Origin of the sequence: Ancrocorticia sp. (genome assembly GCF_052089425.1) — a bacterium.
Classification (GTDB): domain Bacteria; phylum Actinomycetota; class Actinomycetes; order Actinomycetales; family Actinomycetaceae; genus Ancrocorticia.
In genome coordinates this window covers 1-24,606 of the sequence record NZ_JBQCZW010000009.1, presented here as the reverse complement: position 1 = coordinate 24,606, position 24,606 = coordinate 1, and the positions used below count along the sequence as shown (strand labels likewise).

25 protein-coding genes are annotated in these 24,606 nt (G+C 58.9%); 10 read left to right on the top strand and 15 right to left on the bottom strand.

The window, feature by feature from the left end; all coding sequences use genetic code 11:
* Window positions 1-188: 188 nt before the first annotated feature.
* Complete coding sequence (gene galE / locus ACTHV6_RS04775; RefSeq protein WP_441386135.1) at window positions 189-1,211, top strand: UDP-glucose 4-epimerase GalE; 1,023 nt, start codon at window positions 189-191, stop codon at window positions 1,209-1,211.
* A gap of 381 nt (window positions 1,212-1,592) precedes the next feature.
* Here galE and fbaA read toward each other — a convergent pair whose 3' ends face one another.
* Window positions 1,593-2,618: a class II fructose-bisphosphate aldolase gene (gene fbaA, locus ACTHV6_RS04770; protein WP_441386134.1), complete on the bottom strand. Its 1,026-nt coding sequence runs from the start codon at window positions 2,616-2,618 to the stop codon at window positions 1,593-1,595.
* A gap of 351 nt (window positions 2,619-2,969) precedes the next feature.
* Here fbaA and ACTHV6_RS04765 point away from each other — a divergent pair, with 351 nt between their 5' ends.
* Window positions 2,970-3,248, top strand: a complete 279-nt coding sequence (locus ACTHV6_RS04765) for a GNAT family N-acetyltransferase (protein WP_441386133.1) — start codon at window positions 2,970-2,972, stop codon at window positions 3,246-3,248.
* Between the two features lie 51 nt (window positions 3,249-3,299).
* Here ACTHV6_RS04765 and ACTHV6_RS04760 read toward each other — a convergent pair whose 3' ends face one another.
* From ACTHV6_RS04760 to ACTHV6_RS04740, 5 genes are all read right to left on the bottom strand, one after another.
* Entirely contained in the window at window positions 3,300-3,728 is a 429-nt protein-coding gene (locus tag ACTHV6_RS04760; RefSeq protein WP_441386132.1) for a hypothetical protein, read from the bottom strand.
* Window positions 3,729-4,005: 277 nt separating this feature from the next.
* The gene (locus ACTHV6_RS04755) at window positions 4,006-4,662 is read right to left on the bottom strand and encodes a TrmH family RNA methyltransferase (protein ID WP_441386172.1); all 657 of its coding nucleotides are present in this window, start codon (window positions 4,660-4,662) and stop codon (window positions 4,006-4,008) included.
* Window positions 4,663-4,676: 14 nt separating this feature from the next.
* Complete coding sequence (locus ACTHV6_RS04750) at window positions 4,677-5,273, bottom strand: LemA family protein (protein ID WP_441386131.1); 597 nt, start codon at window positions 5,271-5,273, stop codon at window positions 4,677-4,679.
* Between the two features lie 37 nt (window positions 5,274-5,310).
* Entirely contained in the window at window positions 5,311-5,880 is a 570-nt protein-coding gene (pyrE, locus tag ACTHV6_RS04745; RefSeq protein WP_441386130.1) for an orotate phosphoribosyltransferase, read from the bottom strand.
* A 4-nt stretch (window positions 5,881-5,884) separates the two neighbouring features.
* Window positions 5,885-10,525 carry an acyl-CoA dehydratase activase-related protein gene (locus ACTHV6_RS04740; protein WP_441386129.1) on the bottom strand — a complete coding sequence of 1,547 codons (4,641 nt, stop codon included), beginning with the start codon at window positions 10,523-10,525 and terminating at the stop codon, window positions 5,885-5,887.
* Between the two features lie 92 nt (window positions 10,526-10,617).
* Between ACTHV6_RS04740 and ACTHV6_RS04735 the strand changes: the two genes are divergently transcribed.
* Entirely contained in the window at window positions 10,618-11,385 is a 768-nt protein-coding gene (locus tag ACTHV6_RS04735; RefSeq protein WP_441386128.1) for a TetR/AcrR family transcriptional regulator, read from the top strand.
* A 49-nt stretch (window positions 11,386-11,434) separates the two neighbouring features.
* Here the strand turns inward: ACTHV6_RS04735 and ACTHV6_RS04730 are convergent, their stop codons facing one another.
* Window positions 11,435-12,343, bottom strand: a complete 909-nt coding sequence (locus tag ACTHV6_RS04730; protein ID WP_441386127.1) for a hypothetical protein — start codon at window positions 12,341-12,343, stop codon at window positions 11,435-11,437.
* Between the two features lie 8 nt (window positions 12,344-12,351).
* Window positions 12,352-13,119 carry an SDR family NAD(P)-dependent oxidoreductase gene (locus ACTHV6_RS04725; RefSeq protein ID WP_441386126.1) on the bottom strand — a complete coding sequence of 256 codons (768 nt, stop codon included), beginning with the start codon at window positions 13,117-13,119 and terminating at the stop codon, window positions 12,352-12,354.
* Window positions 13,120-13,220: 101 nt separating this feature from the next.
* On the opposite strand from ACTHV6_RS04725, the gene ACTHV6_RS04720 reads away from it, so the two are divergent.
* The gene (locus tag ACTHV6_RS04720; protein WP_441386125.1) at window positions 13,221-14,030 is read left to right on the top strand and encodes an exodeoxyribonuclease III; all 810 of its coding nucleotides are present in this window, start codon (window positions 13,221-13,223) and stop codon (window positions 14,028-14,030) included.
* 61 nt (window positions 14,031-14,091) lie between these two features.
* Complete coding sequence (locus ACTHV6_RS04715; RefSeq protein ID WP_441386124.1) at window positions 14,092-14,583, top strand: GNAT family N-acetyltransferase; 492 nt, start codon at window positions 14,092-14,094, stop codon at window positions 14,581-14,583.
* 28 nt (window positions 14,584-14,611) lie between these two features.
* On the opposite strand, the gene ACTHV6_RS04710 is transcribed toward ACTHV6_RS04715, so the two are convergent.
* From ACTHV6_RS04710 to ACTHV6_RS04700, 3 genes are all read right to left on the bottom strand, one after another.
* On the bottom strand, window positions 14,612-15,418 hold the full coding sequence (locus tag ACTHV6_RS04710) for an HAD-IIA family hydrolase (RefSeq protein ID WP_441386123.1): 807 nt from the start codon (window positions 15,416-15,418) through the stop codon (window positions 14,612-14,614).
* Between the two features lie 86 nt (window positions 15,419-15,504).
* Window positions 15,505-15,933 (bottom strand): PIN domain-containing protein, encoded by a 429-nt coding sequence (locus tag ACTHV6_RS04705; RefSeq protein WP_441386122.1) that lies wholly within the window; start codon window positions 15,931-15,933, stop codon window positions 15,505-15,507.
* A complete protein-coding gene (locus ACTHV6_RS04700) occupies window positions 15,930-16,217 on the bottom strand; it encodes a type II toxin-antitoxin system Phd/YefM family antitoxin (RefSeq protein WP_441386121.1) in 288 nt (95 codons plus the stop codon). Before ACTHV6_RS04700 ends, ACTHV6_RS04705 begins: the two co-directional genes overlap by 4 nt.
* A 122-nt stretch (window positions 16,218-16,339) precedes the next feature.
* On the opposite strand from ACTHV6_RS04700, the gene ACTHV6_RS04695 reads away from it, so the two are divergent.
* Window positions 16,340-17,197 (top strand): serine hydrolase domain-containing protein, encoded by an 858-nt coding sequence (locus tag ACTHV6_RS04695; RefSeq protein ID WP_441386120.1) that lies wholly within the window; start codon window positions 16,340-16,342, stop codon window positions 17,195-17,197.
* Between the two features lie 36 nt (window positions 17,198-17,233).
* Here ACTHV6_RS04695 and ACTHV6_RS04690 read toward each other — a convergent pair whose 3' ends face one another.
* The 4 genes from ACTHV6_RS04690 to clpB form a co-directional block, all read right to left on the bottom strand.
* On the bottom strand, window positions 17,234-17,878 hold the full coding sequence (locus ACTHV6_RS04690; protein WP_441386119.1) for a Fic/DOC family protein: 645 nt from the start codon (window positions 17,876-17,878) through the stop codon (window positions 17,234-17,236).
* Between the two features lie 4 nt (window positions 17,879-17,882).
* The gene (locus tag ACTHV6_RS04685) at window positions 17,883-18,122 is read right to left on the bottom strand and encodes a hypothetical protein (protein WP_441386118.1); all 240 of its coding nucleotides are present in this window, start codon (window positions 18,120-18,122) and stop codon (window positions 17,883-17,885) included.
* Window positions 18,123-18,198: 76 nt separating this feature from the next.
* Complete coding sequence (locus tag ACTHV6_RS04680) at window positions 18,199-18,465, bottom strand: hypothetical protein (RefSeq protein WP_441386116.1); 267 nt, start codon at window positions 18,463-18,465, stop codon at window positions 18,199-18,201.
* 103 nt (window positions 18,466-18,568) lie between these two features.
* Complete coding sequence (gene clpB, locus ACTHV6_RS04675) at window positions 18,569-21,223, bottom strand: ATP-dependent chaperone ClpB (protein ID WP_441386115.1); 2,655 nt, start codon at window positions 21,221-21,223, stop codon at window positions 18,569-18,571.
* Between the two features lie 316 nt (window positions 21,224-21,539).
* Here clpB and ACTHV6_RS04670 point away from each other — a divergent pair, with 316 nt between their 5' ends.
* The 4 genes from ACTHV6_RS04670 to ACTHV6_RS04655 are packed head-to-tail and all read left to right on the top strand — an operon-like array spanning window position 21,540 to window position 24,595.
* On the top strand, window positions 21,540-22,415 hold the full coding sequence (locus ACTHV6_RS04670; protein ID WP_441386114.1) for a transporter substrate-binding domain-containing protein: 876 nt from the start codon (window positions 21,540-21,542) through the stop codon (window positions 22,413-22,415).
* Between the two features lie 58 nt (window positions 22,416-22,473).
* Complete coding sequence (locus ACTHV6_RS04665; RefSeq protein WP_441386113.1) at window positions 22,474-23,121, top strand: amino acid ABC transporter permease; 648 nt, start codon at window positions 22,474-22,476, stop codon at window positions 23,119-23,121.
* Window positions 23,114-23,791, top strand: a complete 678-nt coding sequence (locus ACTHV6_RS04660) for an amino acid ABC transporter permease (protein ID WP_441386112.1) — start codon at window positions 23,114-23,116, stop codon at window positions 23,789-23,791. The genes ACTHV6_RS04665 and ACTHV6_RS04660 overlap by 8 nt, the downstream gene beginning before the upstream one ends.
* Window positions 23,792-24,595: an amino acid ABC transporter ATP-binding protein gene (locus tag ACTHV6_RS04655; protein WP_441386111.1), complete on the top strand. Its 804-nt coding sequence runs from the start codon at window positions 23,792-23,794 to the stop codon at window positions 24,593-24,595.
* Window positions 24,596-24,606: the final 11 nt, after the last annotated feature.

The window sequence follows — 24,606 nt, the reverse complement described above, 5'->3', positions numbered from 1 at the left end:
CACTCGCCCAGCAGATAGCGTGTGTAAGCCATTTTCCGCAACAGCGGTCAGGAGGAACCCGATTTTGCCGATGGCCTGCAAGCGATGCACTGAATGACCTTATCGCAGGCAAGAATATGATGGTAGGTGAACCCTCATGATCGCGGTAATCTGGATGAGTACATCTGTGCCTCCGAGAGAGGAATGCTGTGAAGGTCTTGGTGACCGGCGGTGCGGGCTTCATTGGCACCCACACTCTGATCGAACTCGTGGCGGCTGGGTATGAGCCCGTCGTCGTCGATAATCTTTCCAATAGCTCGCCGGAGGCGCTGCGCCGAGTTGAAGGACTAACCGGGCTCCCGGTCCCGTTCTATCAAGCCGATTTGCGCAACAAAGACGTACTAGACCACGTATTCACAGAGAACGACATACGGGCCGTCATTCATTTTGCAGGGCTCAAAGCCGTGGGGGAAAGCGTTGCCAGCCCACTGCTCTACTATCGCACCAACCTTGACGCCACACTGTCCCTCCTCGAATCGATGAGCGCGCATGGCGTCAAGAACCTTGTCTTCAGCTCCTCCGCAACCGTGTATGGCCGCGCTGAAAATCCCCCGTTCTCCGAGGATCTTCCACGCCAGTCCACGAACCCTTATGGCTGGACGAAGGTCATGATCGAGCAAATGCTTGAGGATGTGACGCGGGCAGACGCGGAATGGTCAATCACCGCCCTTCGCTACTTCAATCCGGTGGGTGCACATCCTTCGGGAATGATCGGCGAGGTGCCAAGCGGCGTTCCGAACAACCTGCTGCCATATGTCAGTCAAGTGGCATTCGGGCAACGCGATCACGTGTCGGTTTTCGGCGACGATTACGATACTCCGGACGGCACGGGCGTGCGCGACTACATTCATGTTGTGGATTTGGCTCGGGCCCATGTTGCGGCGCTGGCCCATCTTAGCCATCCTGGTCACTACAAGGTGTACAACATCGGCACGGGACAGGGTGTTTCCGTTCTTGAGGTGATCAGGGCCTTTGAACGCGCCTCGGGGCGCGCCATACCGTACGAGATCACTCAGCGCCGTCCTGGTGATGTGGCTTCAAGCTATGCCTCGCCAGTCCTTGCCTCACAAGAATTGGGGTGGACAGCCAAATTATCGATCGATCAGGCATGCTCTGATGCGTGGAACTGGCAAGTGAAGAATCCCAACGGCTTTGGTACCGTCCGAGGCTAGCGGGTCACCGACAGAAAAGTTCACAGGACGGCTGGAGCCTGCTCGGAGAACACTCTCCAGCCCCTTCCAGTTGAATACATTCCTAGGTCGGGAGCGCGCTAACTGCCGGGCGTGATCTGAGTGTGAGCCACGTAGTAATCGACCGGCTCACTATCCGGTTTGGGCTCAACCAAGCTCCTGTGGGGTATCAAGCGCAAGGAAGTGTGACCAGACGGCGCGTAGTGAGTTCGCCGAACCTTCGTACGTACGTATGGCTCCGTCGTCGTCGTTATTATTATTTTCGACGACGGCGACGGCGACGGCGACGAGACCTTGCTTTCACACAAATCTGGGGCCGACCCAAACGGGCCAGCCCCAGATTCAGCAACTAAGGTGCCGACATTACTTCATCTTGGTGCCAACGGAACCAAGGCGATCGCACGCCTCAACAACGCGGGCGGCCATGCCTGCTTCGGCGGCCTTGCCCCACGAGCGGGGATCGTACGTCTTCTTGATGCCTACTTCGCCGTCAATCTTCAGGACGCCGTCATAGTTCTTGTACATCCAGTCCGCAACCGGACGGGTGAAGGCGTACTGCGTATCGGTATCAACGTTCATCTTGATAACGCCGTTGGCCACTGCGGTGGCGATTTCCTCATCGGTGGAGCCGGACCCGCCGTGCATCACCAGATCGAAGGGGCGGTTGCCCACGCCGAACTTGGCGCCAACTTCTTCCTGAATGGTGCCAAGCAGCTCGGGGCGCAGCTTCACGTGGCCGGGCTTGTAGGCGCCGTGCACGTTGCCGAAGGTCAGAGCCGTGATGTAACGGCCCTTCTCGCCAAGGCCGAGGGCCTCAACCGTCTTGATGCCATCCTCGGAGGAGGTGTACAGCTTCTCGTTGATCTCGCCAACAACGCCGTCTTCTTCGCCGCCAACGGCGCCGATCTCAACCTCAAGAATGGTGTTGGCCTTGACGGACAGCTCAAGAAGTTCCTGAGCGATCACAAGGTTCTCGTCAAGCGCGATGGCGGAACCATCCCACATGTGAGACTGGAAGAAGGGCAGGCGGCCAGCCTTGACTTCTTCGGCCTCCAGCTCGAGCAGCGGGCGAACCCAGCTATCGATGTTCTGCTTGGCGCAGTGATCGGTGTGCAGGGCAACCGTCACCGGGTAGTTCTTCGCGATTTCGCGGGCGTAGGCCGCCATGGCCAATGAGCCAGCAACGCGATCCTTGATCGTGGAACCGGAGGCGTACTCTGCACCGCCAACGGAAATCTGGATGATGCCATCGGACTCGGCCTCAGCAAAGCCCTGAATTGCGGCAGTAAGGGACTGGGAAGATGTCACGTTAATTGCGGGGTAGGCGAACTTGCCTTCCTTCGCGCGGTCTAGCATTTCGTTGTAGACCTCAGGAGTTGCAATAGGCACAGAAACTCTCCTTCGATTTGTTCTAGGACAGGACCATTATCTCACCATCTAGGTAATTGGGCGAACACCGAAGGTCCTTATTTCAGCGGGTAAGACTTTTGCCCAATAAAGATGGTGTGGGGCGGAGTTCCGATCAAGCAAAAAATGCCTTGGCACATGCCGATCAGGTTCCCGACCGCTCATGGTTCGATGAACACATTGAAGACTCACCTCAAGTCCATCTACCGCAAACTGGACGGTACGGACAGGCAAAGCGCAGTACTCAAAGCGCGGCGCAAAGGCTGGATATAGCAGCGCAGGACTGCCCGGTTCCCCTTCCGATTGATGGGAGCCGCCCGTTAGTGTTGGTTTATGGATATTAAGAGAACACCCGAGGGCTTTGAGGCCTTCGTGGACGGTGAAAGAGCGGGCCAGATCGTTGTGGAGATTTCCGACGACGACGGCGTAGCAACCCTCCCCAGCACCACAACCGATCCCGAGTTTGGAGGCCGCGGTGTGGGATCAGCACTGGTCAAAGCGGCGATTGATTTGGCAGAGGCGGAGGGCCTGAAGGTGAACGCCGTATGCCCATTCGTCGTTTCGTGGCTGGACAAGCACCCGGCTGAGGCCGCGCGGGTTACGCAGGTCTAGCGGAATCCCCCGAGATGGTTGGGCCTACCAGCCCACGTCAAGCTACTCGGTTTACTCAATGCCACACGGCTCGGCTTCGAGATACTCGTTTGCCTCGATAATCTTGCCGTCTTCGGCGAGCCCTGTAATCGCATCCATCGCTTCATCTTCGCTGATGTCTCCCTTGGAGAAGTCCATCATGGCTTCATACATTGGGGTGATGGCCGCCATATGATTGGCCAATTCTTCATCCGCTGTATCCTCTTGAATGGACTTCCATTCGTTCACAAATTCTTCTAGCTCCGCCGTGTTCTCCTGAATGTTGTCGGATCCCGTGCCCCCGGGGGTGAGTGTCACACTGCCTTCAAGCTGATCCAAGCCCTCTTGAATCCTCTCACAGCTTGCTTCGGTGGATTCTCCAGCATCTTCGCTGCATGCGGTCAGGGCGGTCAAAGCGATTCCAGCGCAGGCTAGTCCTGCAGCAAATTTCTTCGATGTCATGGTTTCTTCTCCATGGCGAAACTATTCGGAAATTTCTGACCACCCTACAGGACACCGTCAAAAGATTTAGACAAAATGCCCAAAGTTAAAACGTCAGGCGAGCAGGCCGCCACCCGCGGAGCCAGCAGGAGCGCTCCGAACTCCCTCTGGACCAGTTGTGGCTCTTATGGACGTGGTATGCCATGTCCAAGTCGCACATAAGTGGTCCAAAACGATATAAGTGATCCGACCCCGAGAGTCCCAATGGACAGATTGGCCGGATTATGGGCTGGCGTGACTACCTGCGGTGCTGGGCCATCCACCAGTGCATCGCGATGGCCGCAGCCGCGGCAACGTTCATGGAACGCGTGGAGCCGTACTGTTCGATCCGCACTGCCTGCCCACATACGGCCTGAAGTTCGGGTGAGATACCCGTTGATTCCTGCCCAAACACGAGCAGGCAGTTTTCCGGTAGTTCCGTCTCCTCCAGCCTGGTGGAGCTTGGAGGATTATCCACGGCGACCAGTCGGTAACCGTTTCCTTCCGCCCATTCAGCGAGGCTCTGCGCGTCCGGATGATAGTGGATGTCAACATATCGATCGGTGACCAGCGCCCCGCGCTTGTTCCAGCGGTGGCGGCCCACGATGTGCACACCACCCACGTTGAAGGCGTTACCGGATCGGACGATAGAGCCGATGTTGAGATCGTGTTCGAGGTTTTCGATGGCGATGTGAAGCGTGGAACGCGAGGCATCCAGATCGGCCTTGATGGCCTCAACGCTCCAATACCGGTACTTGTCTAGGACGTTGCGGTGATCGCCTTCGGCCAGAAGTGCGGGATCCAGGCGGGGATCCTCGGGCCACGGCTCGGCCATGGGACCCACGCCAACCACGCGGCTCCCGGGGCGCGGCTGGTATGCGGCATCGTCACGCGTGTTTTCCCCATCGGCCGTGATGAAGGTTTCTTCGCTCACTCGGGTGCACCCTCCGAAGGTACTGAACTGGCAGCAGCGTGCAGATCGCTCGCGAGCGCGATGCGCGTTGGCTCAGCCTGAAAGTATTCGGCGTGGCCAAAGTGGAAGGCGCTGGCCACCAAGTTCGAGGGGAACGATTCACGCTTGGCATTCAGGTCCCTCGCGTTAGCGTTGTAGAACCGGCTCGCCTGATCGATTCGTTTGCTGATGCTCACCAACTCATTGCGGATGGAACTGAATGATTGATCGGCTGAGAGCTCCGCGTTCTGTTCGGCAAACACATGCGCGCGAGAGATCGCCTGCGAGAGATCATCTTCTCGCTTGCCTCGCTGGGTCATGCCGGTCACTGGCTCAGTAGCCGCACTACGCGCTTCGATAATTGCTTCGAGCGGCTCCGAATCTCGCATATAGGGTGCGGCGATTTCCACGAGATTAGAGATGAGCCCGTAGCGCGCGTTAAGCTCCAGATCGATTCTCCTGCGCCCTTCCTGCACGAGGTTGCGCAGCGTCACGAAACTCCTGTAGGTGATGATCAGCCACGCCGCGAGAACTATGATCACAACGGCAATAGCGACGATTGCAGCGATTGGCATCTCTTCCCTTTCCGAAATCGAACGAGACTACTTTAGCCTACTGAGGGTCCAGCCCTAGATCATCCAGAGTCAGCGCAGCCAAGTAGGGAACCCCGTAGGCTTCGATCTTTTCCTTGGCACCCGTGGCGCGATCCACGATCACGGCAACGGCCAGAACATTGGCGCCGGCGGCACGGGCAGCTTCCAGCGCCTGGATGGGCGATCCGCCGGTTGTGGATGTGTCCTCAAGGATCACGACGTCACGGCCAGCGATGCTGGGGCCTTCAACCTGCCGCTTCATGCCATGATCCTTGGCTTCCTTGCGCACAACGAAAGCGTCCATATCGAGCCCACGAGAGGCGGCTGCGTGCATGATGGCCGTAGCCACCGGATCGGCGCCCATGGTCAGCCCGCCAACGGCCTCCGCGATACCTGCACCAAAGCCGGCTTCCTCCAGCAGGTCCAACATGACATGCCCGATGAGTGGACCGGCTTCGTGGTGCAGCGTTGCCTGCCGCATATCCACGTAGTAGCTGGAGCTACGGCCGGAGGCGAGAGTGAACTCGCCATGACGTACGGCGAGTTCACTGACTAATTCGATGAGGCGCTTGCGCTGAGAATCGTTCACATCCCTAGACTAGACGTTTTGCGCCTGTGTCAGGTGCTCCGGACATTAATGGGATGAGTGGACATTCGGCGTTCGCAGCCGGATCGTATTCGCTCCGCGGATCGTCATCATCCCACACGAGCTCCGAACTTCCAGTCCCTGCCTTGGCGATATCCTCTTCGGAATTCTCTGCCTGTTGCATAACTGCCGTGGAAATCATCAACTTAATGCGGTTGAGCTGATTGACCTCAGAGGCACCCGGATCAAAATCAACCGCCACGATATTGGCCTCTGGATAGCGGTTGCGCAGAGTCCTGAACATGCCCTTACCCACAATATGATTCGGAAGGCACGCGAAAGGTTGAGCACAGATGATGTTGGGGCATCCGTGTTCGATCATGTCCACCATTTCGGCAGTCAGGTACCAGCCCTCACCGGCCTGATTACCCATTGACGCGATATCGGTGGAGCGATCGGCCATCTCATGTATATCGCGGTGGAAGTGGAACTTACCATTCGTCTTCTCGAACGCGTTCTTCACGGCTACTTCGTAGCGCTTCATCGCCCACAGTCCCAGCGGTTTGGTCCAGCGGACCGATCCGTCGATCCCCAGATTCTCCTGATTCCACTTGGCGGAAGCCATCGCGTTATGGAAGAACTGCAAAAGGCCCGGCAGTTCGGCCTCGCAGCCTTCCTCTTCGATCACGTCCACCGCGTGATTGTTGGCATCTGGGTGGAACTTCACGAGAATCTCACCTACGAGTCCAACACGTGGTTTGCGTGGAATATTGCGAAGTTCAAGCGCATCGAACTCCTTGACCGCCTGAGAAATCACGCGCTTATAGGAGAGGTGACCTCCCCACGTTGTGGAGTTTCCGCCACCCGTCAGCCACTCCGTGCAGATGCTATTCCACCGCTCGTACAGCTCCTGAGCAGATCCTGGAACAAGCTCATAGGGCCGGACGCGCAACAGCATTGCTTGGAGCATATCCCCCAGCACCACTGACTGGATGGCCTTGTGTGCCATGGGCAGCGTCATCTCGAATCCCGGATTGTCCTCGATCCCCTGAATGGAGGCGGCGATCACCGGAACCTGCGGGTAGCCGGCGTCGCGCAATCCCTTACGCAGCAGCGAGGCGTAGTTGGTGGCGCGGCACATGCCGCCCGTCTGCGTGATCGCCACGGCAGTGCGGTTCGGGTCCGAGCGCCCAGATACGAACTCTTCCAGTAGTTGGCCAATCACCACGATGGCGGGGTAGCACGCATCGTTGTTCACATACTTCAGCCCTGTCTCCATGGAGTCCCGGTTGGAGTGTTCGAGTACTCGCACGTTGAGGCCGGCGTGGCGGAGCACCGGCTCAAGCAGCTTGAACTGGATCGGCGCCATCTGTGGGGCCAGAATCTCCCACCCCTCCTCACGCATCTCCTTCGTGAACGCAACGCGCGGTTTCATGTGTCCAGCCTTGACCTGCTGGGCTTCCTCGGCCGCAGCTCGCTGGGCAGGATCTATCAAACTGGTATCAAGATGTTCGGAGAACGCGGGAAGCTTGCGCTCCTGACCAGCGTCTCCATCGCGAGAAGGCATGAGCTCGCGGCTGAGCTCGCCTACAGGAAGCTCGAATCCATCCACTATGTGCGTGGCGGGCCCTTCGCCCTCAGATTCGCCAACCTTACCGGCGCTCCCCTGACGCTCGGCAATGGCCGCGTCCAGCGAGCGTAGGCGGATCTTTGCTGCGCCAAGGTTGGACACCTCGTCAATCTTCAGGACCGTGTGGACATCACCGCGTCCCTCCAGAATCTCCTGAACCTGATCGGCGGTAATGGCGTCAACGCCACAGCCAAAGGAGTTCAGTTGAACCATCTCAAGATCGGGTTCATCGCCCACTCGCGCAGCTGCTTCATACAGACGTGAGTGATAGGACCACTGGTCGCGTACGCGCAGGGGCCTCTCCAATCGGCCATCTGTCACGCAATCTTCAGTCAGCACGCCCATTCCCAAGCCATTGATCACCTCGGGGATCCCGTGGTTGATCTCAGGATCAAGGTGGTAGGGGCGCCCAGCCAGAACAATGCCCCTGACCCCGCGATCGCGCATCCACTCGATGTATTCGGTGCCCTTCTCCTTGATCTCGCGCTTGACCGCCGCATCCTCTTCCCATGCCGCGTCCAGTGCCCTTCGCATCTCATCTTCGGGGATGTCCCAATCCGAGAATGCATCACACAGGTGCTTCGGTAGGTACTCGCGATTACCGAGATTGATGAAGGGGGTGATCAGCTTGAGATCCGGATCGTCCGAGCGCTCGAGGTTGTTGCGAATCACCTCAGGGTACGTGGCAACAACAGGACAGTTGAAGTGGTTATCGGCACCCTCGGATTCCTTCTGTTCGAAGCTGACCGAAGGGTAAAAGATACTCTTGATTCCCTTATCCAGCAGAGTCTCGATGTGCCCATGGACCAGCTTGGCCGGGTAGCACACGTTCTCCGAGGGAATGGACTCCATGCCCTTCTCAAACACATTGTGGTCCGAGCGCCCGGAGATCATGACCCGGAATCCCAGCCGCGTGAGCATGGTGAACCAGAACGGGTAGTTCTCGTACATGTTGAGCACCCGCGGAATCCCCATATCGCCACGGAACGCCTTCTTCTCCGTCAAGCGGCGGTACCCGAACATCCGCTTGTACTTCCAATCGTACATATTGGGAAGCTCAGATTTCTTCGGAACCTTTTCCAACGAGGCACCGCGTTCGCACCGGTTGCCTGAGACGTGGCGCTCCCCGTTGGAGAACGTGGAGATCGTCATCTGGCAGTGGTTCTGGCACAGCCGGCATGTCTTGCGGGTTGTCTCAACCTCGAATCCCTCAAGATCTTCCACACGCGCAAGGGTAGTCTCCTCGCCCGTATCGCCCATCTTCGCGGTGAGCGCTGCGCCGAAAGCTCCCATGAGCCCGGCGATCTGTGGGCGCACCACATTCCGCCCCGTCAACAGCTCGAAGGCTCGCAGCACCGAATCGTTGAGGAAGGTACCTCCCTGAACAACAACACGTTCGCCCAAATCGGAGGGATCCTTCAGCTTAATAACCTTGTACAGGGCGTTACGGATGACTGAGTAAGACAGCCCAGCGGAGATATCGCGAACATCGGCGCCTTCCTTCTGGGCCTGCTTGACCGACGAGTTCATGAACACGGTGCATCGGGTACCCAGATCCACGGGTTGCGTGGATTCCATGGCCGCCTTGGCAAAGCTTCGAACATCCGTCCCCATGGTGGCGGCGAATGTTTGCAGAAATGATCCGCAGCCGGATGAACACGCCTCGTTCACAGAGATCGAATCCACCGCATGGTCGCGAATCTTCAGGTACTTCATATCCTGACCGCCGATATCAATCACCGAAGTGACTCCTGGCATCAGGAAATCAGCAGCCCGAAAGTGGGCCATGGTTTCTACCAAGCCCTCGTCCATGTGCAGTGCCGAGGTGATGAGTCCCTCGCCGTAACCAGTCGCACACGCACGCCCAATCACTGCATCCTTGGGAAGCTCGGCACGCACGCGCCTAACGATGGCAACAGCCGCTCCCACCGGATCACCCTCATTTGAGGCATAGTGATCGAATACGATCTGATTGCTCTCATCAATGATCACAGCCTTGATGGTGGTGGAACCGGCATCAATGCCCAGCCAACAGCGCCCCTTCGCTTGCGAGATAGGAACTGTTGGAATCGTTTCAGATGCATGCCGGGTGAGAAATTCTTGGCGTTCGTCGTCGTCGATAGAAAGTGGACGCATACGCGCCGATTCCGAAGCAATCTCCCCGGATTCCAACGCGTCAATAAGTTCGGGCAGGGCGCGCGCGTAGCGGTGTTCCGAACCAATCGCCGCGGTATCGCCGGCCAACATAGCCGCCCCGGCGGCCACGTACAGCTGGGCATGATCGGGGGTAACGAATGAATCGGCCTTCGGGAGTAAATCCTCATACGCCTTCCTCAGCTGCGGAAGGAAATGAAGTGGACCGCCCAAGAACATGACGTTGCCGCGAATCGGACGGCCGTTGGCCAAGCCCGCGATGGTCTGAGTGGCAACCGCGGTGAAAATGGAGGCGGCCAAATCCTCGTGAGCCGCGCCCTGATTCAGTAGGGGCTGAAGGTCAGATTTCGCGAACACGCCGCAGCGCGAAGCGATCGGATAGAGCTGGGTGGCCCGTTCAGCAAGCTCATTGAGACCAGAGGCATCGGTGTTGAGCAACGTGGCCATCTGATCAATGAAGGCACCGGTTCCCCCTGCGCACGTGCCGTTCATGCGCTGTTCGGGCGTGGGATGAAGGTAGGTGATCTTGGCATCTTCGCCGCCCAGTTCCACCACCACGTCAACCTCAGGGTGCTGGCGGCGGGTGGCCTCCGTACCGGCGATGACCTCCTGAACGAATGGCACGCCCATGCGCTTGGAGACGGAGAATCCGCCTGAACCCGTCACTGCGGCTTTGACGCTGGCGTCTGGGTGTTCAGTTTCAATGTCCTCTAGGAGCCGAGTGAGTTCACCGCGCACGTCCGCGTTATGGCGGCGGTAATCGGAGAAAACAACCTGGCCACCGTCCAGCAACACCGCCTTGACCGTGGTAGATCCGATATCGATTCCTAAACGCAACGAAGTGCCATCGCGTTCTTCAGACATTACCTCTCCCATCCTTTGCACATTTTCATCGTATGGGGGTTACTGTAGAATTTCTACACTGATGAAATTAGGGCAAGCGGCTGGAGAAACACATGGCAAAAACCGCGAAATCACAGGAAAAGAACGGCAGCACATCGCCTAGGACCAAGGATCTAGGGATAAAAAGTGATGAAACCCTTGCCACTGCGGGGATTTCGGATGGCCCCAGCACTGGACCAGAGGTAGCCGAAAAGAAGGATTCGCCGAAGCGTGGCGGCAAGCAGGGCCGCGGCCCGAAGGCCGGGCGCGGAGCACTACGCGACACCATCTTGGCCAGCGCGCGAACGGCGTTCATTTCTCAGGGCTACGATGCCACGACGATGCGCGGGATCGCGCGCGAGGCCAACTGCGATTCCGCCCTTGTGTCCTACTACTTCGGATCCAAGCAACTCCTGTTTCGCGAATGCATGAACCTGCCGTCCGACCCCGCACAGATGGTTCTCTCGACGCTCATGGAAGGGCGCGAGGGAGCCGGCGAACGACTAGTTCGCACAGGCTTTCAACTCTATGAGGAACAGTTCACCAAGGACACCATGACCGCGCTCATGCGTGCACTCATGGCCAACGTCTCCACCAGCCAAAGATTCAAGCATTACGTCCGCACCGATGTGATCGATCGCGTAGCTAGTTTCTCCCGGCGCCCGGACCTGTTAGCTGAAGAAATCGAAATCACCATGTCCACGATGTATGGAATCGCCACCATGCGCTACATCGTTGGGCTCGAACCGCTGGCTTCCATGCCCCGCGAGCGGCTGATCCGGCAGATAGCCCCCACCATCCAGGTACGGATCGATCGGATTTTCACACTCTTTGAGATGTGAGGCGGCCGGGCAGTGTGAACGGGAAGCGCCTTGTTGAGAAGCGCCGTGTTTAGCTGGACGAGGTTCCGATTGCCGGTACACGGAGCTCATAACCCGTGCCGGGTTCGATGATCACGCCGGAGCCGCGAACCGTGTCCTCAGGCGGTTCTGAGCCCGGCGTAGAGGTCTCGGCTAGGGCCTGCTGTTCGTGGATTCTATCCATCAGGTCAGAAAGCGTGGCGGTTGCCGCATTGCCCGAGTGGCCTGAGCGGAGCAGATGCACGGGAGAGAGAAATAGTTGAGTCCAGGCACCAGCGGCCGCCCGATCAGCCTGCGCACTGTAGAAGAAGGTGCGCTTGGCGAGCTGCGCCGTGGCGTCCTCAGCACTGATGGCCCCCGATGCGGCCTTGGCCAAGATGACAATCGAATTGAGAGTCTCGGCCATCGGTGCCAAATCCCGCGCCGGTAAGAATGCTGGTTCTGCCCCCAGCCCGTAGAGCCAAAAGCCCGCGCAGCTCGCGCCGGCTTGCAGTCCGTCATTGAGCAAGCTCACCAGCCGAGCCTTGCGAATGTCCAGACCGGCGCTCTTGGCCGGGGCGGGCCCTCCCAGCTGCCGAACTAGGGCGCCCGAATTCAAGAACACATGAACCGCGCCATCAACCAGCGGGCTGTTTTCGGCGCCCTGTCCCGTTGCGCAGGCAACAACCGCGTCCCAATGAGCAACCGGATCCAGCCGTGTGCGAACTGCGCGCGCCTTCGCCGGATCTACATGACGTGGCGGCCCAGGCAGGAGGCTGTGCCCACCTACCACTCCCTCAGCCCCGTGGACCTCTCCCAGATCTAGGGGAACCAGCGGTGTGGCGCCCAACGAAGGTGACGCATCGCCGCCCACGCCCAACGGACGCAGGTCGGGTCCGGGCGCCGCTGTGGTTCGGTGATTCTCGGACTCTGCTGCCGGTTCCTTAGATCCCTCACGCATGCTTGCAGCTACTCCCGTCCTGAGAGGCCGGGACCCGCAAACCGGCGTACCAGCGAACGCGGCGCCATACGGAGCAGCCCGGCGGCAACCCTGTAGCGCACCGTTGGTGTGACCACCACATGCCCACGCCGCACCGCCTCGACAGCAGCCCTCGCGATGGTTGACGGCTTGGAGAACGCAACGGCTGGCCACTGTGAGGAATCCACGTGTGATCGCTCGTGGAACTCTGAATGGATAAGACCCGGGCACACGACTGTGGCGTTCACACCAGTGCCCTCAAGGCTTGCCGCAAGCCCCTCAGTGAACGTGCGAACCCAGGCTTTGTGCGCCGAATACGTTCCCTGTGCGGTGAGCGCTGTCATGGAGGCAACGTTGAGGATCCCGCCATATCCGCGCTGGGTCATGGTGGCTGCGGCGGCGTGGCACGTGATGAGAACCGAGCGAACCATGGTGTCCAACCCTTCCAGCTCACGGTCCAAGCCGCCACCTACAAATCCTTGCCCAAGTCCAAATCCCGCGTTATTCACCAGAAGACCGATCGGGCGAGAGGCGCTGGATACGCGATCTGCCACCGCAAGCGCACCCGCCTCCGTAGAGAGATCGGCGGGCAGGACTTCCACCCGAACATTGGCGATCTGCCGCATCTGTTCGGCAATCGCGGCGAGGCGATCAGCGTTGCGAGCCACCAGCACCAGATCATTGCCTTCTGCGGCCAGCTCCCACGCTATTTCGAGCCCAAGCCCTGAGCTCGCTCCTGTGATGAGTGCAGTTCCCATATGCCCCAGCCTAACGGGTTGGTCCCGCCACCAAGGATTCTGTCCCCACTCCGGCGTGACCCGAAGGGACAATCGCGCTACCGCACGGCTAGGCTTGCCCCATGAGGATCGCAACGTGGAACATTAACTCCATTCGGGCCCGCGCCGAACGCGCACTGGGCGTGCTGGAGCGCTGGGACCTGGACGTCCTGTTGCTCCAAGAAACCAAGTGCAAGCCCGAACAGTTCCCCGTGGCCGCGTTTGAGGAAGCAGGATATGAGGTGGCAGCAGCCGGGCTCAACCAGTGGAACGGCGTGGCCATCATCTCCCGAGTTGGCCTCGATAACATCCAGACATCCTTCCCCGGCCAGCCCGGATTCGCCAAAGAAGATGCCGCAGGCGCCCTCCTATCGGATCCCGTGGTGGAGGCCCGCGCCATCGGAGCCACGTGTGGCGGGATCGATGTGTGGAGCCTGTATGTTCCCAATGGCCGGGCCACAGCAGATCCGCATTACCGCTATAAGCTCACGTTCTTGGAAAAGCTCAACGCTGCGGCGGCCGGCTGGCTGGCTGACAACAAGAACGTGTTCCTGGCGGGAGATTGGAACGTGGCCCCTTTGGATCACGATGTGTGGGACGTTTCGGTGTTTGAGGATGGCCTGTACGTCAGCGATTTGGAGCGCGCCGCATTCAACGCCTTCGGAACCACTGGGCTGCGGGAAATCACCCGTGATGCAGATGGAGCCGATTACACCTTCTGGGATTACCAGAAGCTACGCTTCCCCAAGAATGAAGGCATGCGCATCGATTTCGCTTGGGCCGCCCCTGCCGTAGCGGATCGGGTTGCAGCAGCACACATTGACCGCAATGAGCGTAAGGGAAAGGGTGCATCGGATCATGTGCCCGTCGTCGTCGAACTCAACGATCTGTAGAAAACCCATAGTCCCCCACGAACCGCTCACACATCAAACCGTAGAAAACGAAGAAGGTACCATGCCGGATTACTCATTTGCCAGCATGAGCGCACCAGCGGCGCTACGCATCGCGGACGGGTGGCGGTACGAGGCGCCCTACGATTTTTTCAATCCGGCGGCGAACGCGCAGACGTACGAGGATTTCACGAACCCCGAGCGCTGGCCGGGAGTTTTCCAGCAGGCCAAGATCGGTGGTCTGGTGGCTGGCTTTTTCCGGTCCGAGCTGGCCGAAACCGCGGACGGCTCAGGCATCAGCGCGGACATTTCGTTGGGGTTGCATCCGGACCTGACCGATCAGGGAACAGGCGCCGGTTTCCTCACCGCGTGCCTGCTGCGCCTGCGCGAACTGCACCCCGAGGTGACAACCGTGACGGCGGAGATCCCCGAGTTCAACACTCGGGCCCTGCGCGTATTTGAGGATTGCGGCTTCGATGTGATCGGCCGCCAGAAGCAGATTTCCGGCGGCGCCAAGCTGCAAATCCTCCTTCTCAGCGGGCACTTCGCCGGCTAAACCCAGCGATGCCCCGCTTGCTTCCGCCCTACTTATCGAGCTTGTGCCCCATCTGCTCCAGCCACAGCCGCTCGGCAATGTTGCCAATGCCGTTGTGTACGTAATCGGGGCGGAACGGGTACTTCTTGATGTTCTTTTCCTTGGTGGAGCCGGATAGCACAAGGTGCGTTTGAAGCCCGGATTCCATGCCGGCCAAGATGTCCGTATCCATCCGATCGCCAACCAGCGCGGTCTCTTCGGAATGGGCATCGATCCTGTTGAGTCCCATGCGGAGCATCACCGGGTTGGGCTTACCCACGTAGTAGGGCTCCTTGCCGGTTGCCGCGGTGATCATCGCGGCCACTGCGCCCGTTGCCGGGATCGCACCAAGCGCCGATGGACCGGTCACGTCCGGGTTGGTGGCGATGAATCGGGCGCCGTTATCGATGAGGCGGATCGCCGTGGTGAGGGCATCGATCGAATAGGTGCGGGTTTCGCCAAGTACCACGATTTCAGGATGATCGTTGGTCATCACGAACCCGGATTCGTACATGGCCGTGGTGAGGCCGGCTTCGCCCACAACGTAGGCGCGGCGCGATTCAGTTTGCGGGGCAAGGAAGGTGGCCGTTGCCAGCGCAGAGGTCCAGATATTCTCCTCCGGGACATTCAGGCCCGCCGATTCGAGGCGCGCCGAAAGGTCACGAGGGGTGTAGATCGAATTGTTGGTGAGAACAAGGAAGGGAATTTCCTTCTCTTGAAGAGTGGTCAGGAACTCGTTAGCCCCGGGAAGCGCATTCTCCTCATGGATGAGGACACCGTCCATATCGGTGAGCCAGTTCTTAATTACTCGTGTCATAGCTTCAGCTTACTTGCGTATCGCCGGCAAAAGGTATGATCGTGCGCTCAATTTGGGGCGATTTTTCGCGGAAATATGCCCACGGCTTAGTTCTGTAGCACAGCCGGAAGCTCATCGGGATACACAATGTCGATTTCCGATATCCGTTTCGGAAAATCCTTCCGATTGTTGGTGATAAACAGATCCGCACCGGCGAACACAGCCGTCGCCAGATGTGCTGCATCAGCAGCGCGCAACCCATATTTCGTTGCCAACCCAACCGATAACTGCGCAACAGTCTGGTCAAACGCGATCAGACGCAGCCGCCCCAGCAACCCCGCCAATAGCTCGACTTCCTGAGATTCTGGGTCATCCCGCAGAGGTTTTGTCAATATCTCGGGAAGGAGCAAGACCGAGCCGATTCCGGCATAGTCTTCATCATTGCCAAACAGTTCGAAAACATGCTGCCCTAAAGCATGGCCGGGAACCGCAGCATAGATAAGTGCATCCGAATCAAAAGCAATGAGTGCGTTCACCGGGCAGTCCGGCCCGTCCGGATCTCACGGCTCAGCTCTTCAGCGCGTTCTTCGGTGATTGACGGGAGTGGGAGAGAGCGCGCACTTCCTTGCGACAGAAGTTCGCCAACGCGATCAGCGCGATCCCATGCGTCCTTGGCCCGCGCCATTCGAAGGGACTGCGGACTCACCAAAACTGCTATTACACGCCCATGACGCGAGATCGCCACTTCCTCACCGGCCTCCACTCGATCAAGCTGGGCGGGAAGTGTTTGCCGTGCTTGAGAGGCGGAAATCGTTGACATGTGGAAAATAGTACATGTTTGTACGTTACTGTACAATAGTGAGTCTGTCTGGTTCTCAGGCCCCGTGCCCACGAGCTTCAAGAGTTCTCACACCTCACGTCAAAAGGTGGCACACTAGGTGCGTGGTTTCTTCCGATTCATTTGACGACGACGGCGGAGCAGGCACCCCCGCCCCAACTTCTCCACTCAAAACGGACGCATTTTCGTTCGAACACGCACTCGCAGTTGTGGACGGGGCCTCCGGTGAGCTCTCGCATTCGTCCGGCCAGCTGGACAGAGTGTTTCAGCTGGCGTCAGTCACCAAGCTGTTCGCGGCCTGGGGCACACTAATCGCGGTAGAGAACAAGGTGATCGGGCTGGCAGATCCCTGCGGACCTGCCGGTTCAACGGTGCGGCATCTTCTGGCGCACGCCTCTGGGCTGCCGTTTGATCAGGGCGCGAGGCTGGCGAAGCCCGGCGAGCGGCGTATCTATTCGAACCTGGGCATCGAGACGGTGAGCGATGCGGTGGCGGGGTGCCTCGGGCTGAGCGTGGAAGAGTGGCTGCGATCCTCTGTACTGGAACCACTCGGAATGGGCGACACAACGGTGCCGGATTCTCCCGCAACGTCGGGGCTTTCAACGGTCGCGGATCTTTCGCTCTTCGCTGCCGAGCTCCTCCGTCCGTCCCTGATCAGCCCCATGATGGCCAGCGAGGCCACCTCCGTCCAATTCCCGCGCCTCTCAGGCGTGCTCCCGGGGTATGGGCGCCAGGCTGATAATCGTTGGGGGTTGGGCCTCGAAATCCGTGGGCACAAGCAGCCTCACTGGACAGGGAAGAAGTTCTCAGCGCGCACCTTCGGCCACTTTGGCCAATCGGGCTCCTTTATCTGGGTGGACCCAACGGTCCGTAAGGCTGGCGTGTTCCTTGGCATCGAGCCCTTCGGGGCGGAGCACAAGGAAAAGTGGCCGGCACTAACGGAGGAGATGCGCGGGCTCTAAGGGCGACTAGGAGCTAACGCATCGCGCCGGAGGTGATCAGCTGGTGCGCTCAACGGCGATGGATTGGAACACTGACACAAGTGAATCTGGCACAGGCGCATATTGCCCACGATCAGGGCCGCTCAACATACTCGCGTTGTTCCACACCTCGGGAGTTACGCGGGCGAAATCGAAGGCGAACTTCGACTGCTCCGCTACGTGTTCCATGAACACTTTGGACGTGCGCCCATTACCCTCGCGAAACGGATGAGCTTGATTTACGTAGGCGAACACTGTCGCTGCGAGAGTTCCAAATGCTTCGCGGTCAAGACGGTCCCACGACGTGCCGATGATGAGTTTGTGTGCGTCTCCCAGATACCGGTTGATTTGACCGCTACCAGCATCAGCAAAGTTGCTCATCCCCTTCGAGATCTCGACATTGCGAAAATCACCTGCCCACTCGTATACATCCTGAAACAAGTAATAATGTATTGAACGTATATGCGCGGAATCGTAGGTACGCGAAATGGGCACTAGGCCAAGGAGCAGTTGTTCCGCCCTAACTGATGTACGTACGTATTCGCGGCGTGCGAGGGCAGCAGCATCACGCTCACCAAGTAAGTTGCGGAGCACTCCCTGACCAGTGTGCCAATCATAGGTTTCAGGATAAAAGTACGATTCCCATGTGTCGAATGACGTCACGATCTCAACGATCAGCGCTAGCTAGACCCACTGAGCGGAGTGCAGCGGCATCTGCTCGCCGCACGTACTCGTCGAAATCGATTGCGCCCCGGGTGTAGTCCGTCAGGTTCTCTACATCCTCGCGGGCGGGCTCGAATCCTTCGTGCCAGCCGGCGGCCAGAGACTGACGTACGGCGTTGCGTTGAGTCCCATCGAGCTGTTCAAAGAGTTCAGGCCAGCGGTCCTCAATATCAAACTTCTCCATGGCAACCCACCTCCCGTAAATCGTGTAGTCATTCTACCCGGTAAGCCAAGAACCATCCATGGTAGGGAAGGTCCCGCTAGCTCCGTCCTTGACCGGAGCCGGGCCGATCGCGGCGATCACGGCGCTTGTCCTTGATTAGCTCAGCAACATACTCAAGTCCAAGCCATACAACCGCAAAGCTCACAACACCGAAGAATGCACTGATACCCTGTTTCGGCGATTCAAATATCGCATCTGCTGTGCCGAACCAGATTGCGGTTGGAACGGCGATAATCGCAAAGCATATGACGCCAACCAGCCACACCTGAGCCTTCTTGGACAAGTCCCGCAAGAAATTAATCAAGGTACGCTCCCCCAGTCACCATCGGCAATCGCCACTGTCATATCGTACGTCAGCCAGGGCGGCGAGTACCGTGACTGGGGCCTGCCTTTGCGCCTCGTACTGCTTACTCGCGGTGTGTCACACTCAGCTCCAGACCTGATTCGTTGGCCACGCCGAACTCCGCGGCATTGGCCACGTCTTCAGCAGAGAACCCGCGTACATCGGCCTGAACGGTATCGCCATCCTGCACCTCGCCGCCTAGCAGCATGCGAGCAAGCTGGTCCCCGATCTCCCGCTGAATGAGCCGCCGCAAAGGCCGTGCACCGTAGCTGGGATCGTAGCCGTCCATAGCGAGGTAATCGCGTGCGCCCGGCGTCACGTCCAGCGTGATGCGGCGATTCTCCAACCGTTCAGCCAACTGCGCGACCTGAAGATCAACAATCTTCCCGATTTCCTCCATCGAGAGCGCATCAAACACGATCACATCGTCCAACCTGTTGATGAACTCAGGCTTGAAGGCGGCGCGAACGGCGGCCATGACAGTCTCACGCCGGTCATGATCGTCCAGCGTAGGATCGGTCAGCGCCTGCGAGCCGAGGTTCGAGGTGAGAATCAAGATGGTGTTCTTGAAATCCACGGTGCGGCCCTGACCATCGGTCAAGCGGCCATCGTCCAGCACCTGCAACAGAATGTCGAACACGTCAGGGTGGGCCTTCTCCACCTCGTCGAGAAGGATGACGGAGTATGGCCGGCGCCGAACCGCCTCGGTGAGCTGGCCGCCCTCTTCATATCCCACGTACCCGGGAGGAGCACCGACCAGCCGAGAGACCGTGTGCTTCTCGGAGTACTCGGACATGTCGATGCGGACCATGGCGCGTTCGTCGTCGAACAAGAAATCTGCCAACGATTTAGCCAACTCGGTCTTACCCACACCGGTGGGCCCAAGGAACATAAACGAACCGGTGGGCCGGTTCGGATCGGCAACGCCGGCGCGCGAACGGCGCACGGCATCGGAGACGGAGCGAACGGCGGCCTTCTGGCCGATCAGGCGCTCACCCAGCACGTCCTCCATGTGCAGGAGCTTCTCGGTTTCACCCTGAAGCAGCCGGCCAACGGGCACGCCGGTCCATGCGGACACTACCTCAGCTATCTCATCGGCATCCACATGATCGGCGATCATTGGCTCGGTATCGGCACTGCCGCCGCGGGCCTCCTCCGCCTCAGCCGCTTCGATCTCCGCCTGAATCCGTGGGATGTCACCGTTCTGGATGCGTCCGGCATCCTCGTATCGGCTCTCACGCACGGCGCGCTCAAGTTCGGTATGCAGCTCGTCTAGCTTGACGCGGAGGTCACCAACGCGATTACGGCCAGCCTTCTCGGCCTCCCATTTGGCGTTGAGAGCCGAAAGCTCCTCGGACTTGTCCGCGAGCTCAGCGCGCAGCTTCTCCAACCGGTCCGCCCGCCCCGCATCATCCTCGACGTCCGTATCAACCAGATAGGATTCCTCCATCTTCAACCGGTTAACTTGGCGCTGGAGAACATCGATCTCCTCGGGGGAGGAATCCAACTCCATGCGAAGCCGCGATGCCGCCTCATCCACCAGATCGATGGCCTTGTCCGGCAGCTGGCGGTCCGGGATGTACCGGCTGGACAGCTCGGCGGCGGCAACAAGCGCCCCGTCCGAGATGGTTACCTTGTGGTGAGCCTCGTACTTTGGCGCGATCCCACGCAGAATCGCCACGGTGTCCTCAACGGACGGCTCGCCAACGTAGACCTGCTGGAAACGCCGCTCCAACGCGGGATCCTTTTCGATCCGCTCACGGTACTCGTCCAACGTTGTTGCGCCGATCAGCCGCAGTTCGCCGCGCGCCAGCATGGGCTTGAGCATGTTGCCAGCGTCCATAGCGCCTTCGGCCCCGCCGCCGGCACCAACAATGGTGTGAAGCTCATCGATGAAGGTGACAACCTCACCGGAAGAATCTTTAATCTCCTGAAGAACTGCCTTCAGCCGCTCCTCGAATTCGCCGCGATACTTCGCACCGGCCACCATGGAGGCCACGTCCAATTGCACGAGGCGCTTGCCGCGAAGCGATTCGGGAACGTCACCATCCACCATTCGCTGGGCCAGTCCCTCAACAACGGCTGTCTTGCCCACACCGGGTTCGCCAATCAGCACCGGGTTATTCTTGGTACGGCGCGAAAGCACCTGAACCACGCGGCGAATCTCCGCGTCGCGCCCGATCACCGGGTCCATCTTGCCCTCGCGGGCTAGGTCCGTCAGATCCGTACCGTACTTTTCGAGGGCCTTGAAGGTTCCCTCCGGATCGGCGGAATCCACCTTGGAGCTGCCGCGAACATTTGGCAGCACAGCCGCCAGCTGATCGCGCGATGCGCCAGCCGAACGCAGAATCTCCCCAGCCTGACTCTGGGATTGAGCGATGGCCATGAGCAGATGCTCTGTTGAAATGTAGGAATCGCCCAGCGCTGTGGCTTCCTTGCCAGCGTCCGTGATCACCAACGAAAGTGGGCGCGAGGCCTGCGGCTGGCTCACCGACGAACCGGAGGCACCCGGCAGAGCCGCGATGGCCGCCTTCGTCCGGCTGGTCACATCCGCACGATCAATCCCCATCGCGTCCAGCAGCGCAACGGCCACCCCACCCTGCTGATCCAGCAAAGCGTCAAGAAGATGCAGGGGTTCAACCTGCGGGTTGCCCGCCCCCGAGGCCGCGCTGATTGCGGCAGCCAGCGCCTCCTGCGACTTCGTTGTTAGCTTGTCCATTTCCGTCCCCCTCAGGGCTTTCTCAGTAATCCAATAACCATTTAATACAACGTTCTAAAGTTGAGTGTATTCCGCTCAACTTTAAGGTCAAGTCCATCGGGTCGTTTGGAAAGTGATTTGGACGACGACGAGCGCTCCGCGATGTTCAGCCACGTGCGCCTTGGCACCGACCTCTCACATCTCACATACTGAAGTCCTATTCCCCACGTGACATAAGGGTTTAAGCTGACTGCGTTCGCCGTCGTCGTCAAAAAAACTCAATGCGGAAACCACGGGCTTTCCCGAACCACCTACTCAACCACTCGAAGGAATCACCATGACACTCTCTCGTTTCGCCACATTCGGTGCCGGCCTAGCAGTATCAGCCCTAGCGCTTTCGGCCTGCGGCGCTGCAGAGGAAGAGCCGGACGCCGGTTCGGTATCTGCCTCCGGGTCAAACGGCCGCACCGTGGAAGAGATTCAGGATGCGGGCAGCATTCGCCTTGGCGTCTTTTCGGACAAGGCTCCGTTCGGCTCCGTTGATTCCGAGGGCGAATACGTTGGATATGACATCGAATACGGTAAGCAGATCGCCGATGATCTTGGCGTTGAACCTGAGTGGGTGCCCGTGGATGCCTCCGCGCGCGTCGAATTCCTCGAATCGGACAAGGTGGACGTGATCCTCGCGAACTTCACCGTGACGGACGAGCGCGCAGAGAAGGTGGATTTCGCCAATCCCTACATGGAAGTTTCGCTGGGCGTGGTGAGCCCCGTAGCCGATGAGATCACGGATGCCGATCAGTTGGCCGATCAGAAGCTCATCATCGTGCGCGGTACCACGGCCGAATCCTATCTGGATGCCAACCTCCCAGATGCCGATGTGCAGAAGTACGAACAATACACGGAAGCAACCAACGCCCTGATCGATGGGCGCGGGGATGCGTGGGTGACCGACAATACCGAGGGCCTCGCCTGGGCTCAGAACCACGACGATTTCACCACGGGCATCACCTCGCTCGGGGACCCGGATACCATTGCTGCGGCGGTGAAGAAGGGCAACACGGATCTGCTCGATTGGCTCAACAATGAGCTGACGGAACTTCCGTCCGATTTCTTCCACAACGCGTATGAGGCAACGCTGCTCCCGGTGTACGGCGATCAGGTGAGCCCCGACGAGCTGGTCATCGAAAACGGCGAGTTTGAGTCCAATTAATCAGGTCATCAGGTCTTAACCGGGCTTATCAGGCCTCGCACCCAACTCATCGGATCTCATGGATTTTGACATCATCGTCGAGTACCTCCCACGGTATCTTGACGCCACACTCTTAACGTTGCGTATCGCGTTCTTCGGGACGGTTTACTCGCTCGTACTGGGGCTGGTGTGCAGCCTGATCCAGTATCTGCGGGTGCCGGTGGCGCGGCAGATCGTGGGCGCGTACGTGGAGCTATCTCGGAACACTCCACTTCTCGTCCAGCTGTTCTTCATCTACTTCGGGCTGCCCAAAATCGGGATCGTCTGGTCATCAGAAACATGCGCCATCGTAGGGCTCGCCTTCCTCGGCGGCTCCTATATGGCCGAGGCCTTCCGATCAGGATTCGATTCGGTGGAGAAGATCCAGATGGAATCGGCCCGGTCCCTCGGGATGAAAACGGCTACGGCGATCCGCTACGTGCTGCTCCCGCAAGCTCTGGCAGTGGCCTTGCCCGGAATCACGGCAAACATTGTGTTCCTCGTCAAAGAGACCTCGGTGGTGTCCATCATCGCGCTCCCCGATCTCATGTTCGTCACGAAGGACATTATCGGCACGGACTACAACACGTGGATCGCACTAGGGATGCTGGTTGTTTTCTACCTGATCATCCTCCTCCCCATTTCACTGATCGCTGGCCACGTGGAAAAGAGGCTGCGTCATGTCTGATTGGGGAATCACCGTCCTGTTCGAGGGCACGAACTTTACGCGGCTGCTGTATGGCCTGTGGATCACGATTCGCATCGCCGGAATTTCGCTCATTTTCAGCATGGTCATTGGCATATTCGTTGGGATAGCCATGACATCCCAGAACCGTGTGGTGCGCTTCCTCATGCGTATCTACCTCGAGTTCATCCGGATCATGCCGCAGCTCGTGCTGCTGTTCATCGTGTACTTCGGGTTGGCGCGTAGCACCGGCATCAACCTGACCGGTGAGATTTCAGCGATCATCGTGTTCACCCTGTGGGGTGCGGCGGAGATGGGCGATTTGGTGCGCGGTGCGCTCACGTCCATCCCCGCACACCAATACCAAAGCGCGGCAGCCCTCGGCTTAACCCGCGCGCAGCAGTATCGCTACGTCATCCTGCCGCAGACGATCCGCCGCCTCGCACCACTGTCCATCAACCTTGCCACCCGCATGATCAAGACAACCACTCTCGTGGCACTCATCGGTGTTGTGGAGGCACTGAAGGTTGGCCAGCAGATCATCGATGCCAATCGCTTCGAATTCCCGGATGCCGCACTATGGATCTACGGCGTCATCTTCATCCTGTATTTCATTATTTGCTACCCGCTTTCGGTAGCCGCTCGCAAACTTGAGAAGAAGTGGGGTAAGTAAATGACAGACCCGAACGTACAAGCTCCGATGCTCGAACTGGAAAACATCGTCAAGGTTTACGATGACGAACGCTTGGTACTGCGTGGAATCGACCTGTCGGTAGCTCGTAGTGAGATCGTGGCGGTTGTTGGGCCATCCGGGTGCGGGAAGTCCACGCTTCTTCGCTGCATCAATGGTTTGGAGCAGATTCAGGACGGTTCGATTTCGCTGGCCGGCCAACTGGTCAGCGATGGATCCCAATCATGGGACAAAGTCCGCGAGCGCGTGGGCATGGTTTTCCAAAGCTACGAGATATTCCCTCACCTGTCCATCATGGACAACCTGCTACTTGCTCCACTCAGGGTCCGCAAGGAAAACAAGGCGGTGGCCACTGATCGCGCCGAGACATTACTCGCGCGCGTAGGACTTGCCGACCGCGCGAGTTCCTATCCCAGTCAGCTCTCCGGCGGGCAAAAGCAACGCGTTGCCATTGTTCGCGCCCTCATGATGGAGCCCGAGGTGCTCCTTCTGGATGAGATCACGGCGTCTCTGGATCCTGAGATGGTCCGCGAAGTGCTGGACGTGGTAGCCGGGCTGGCCAAGTCCGGCATGACCATGGTGATCGTGACCCATGAGATGCAGTTCGCCGAAGCCGTAGCCGATCGTGTGGTGTTCATGGACGAGGGGAAGATCGTGGAAGAGGCACGGCCAGCCGAGTTCTTTAACAATCCCCAGACCAAGCGCGCCAAGCAGTTTCTGGACATCTTCAGCTTTGATACGGATAACGCCCCGAACTTGGAAGACGCGGCGGGTCGAGAAGGCTAGGCCGTCGCGGG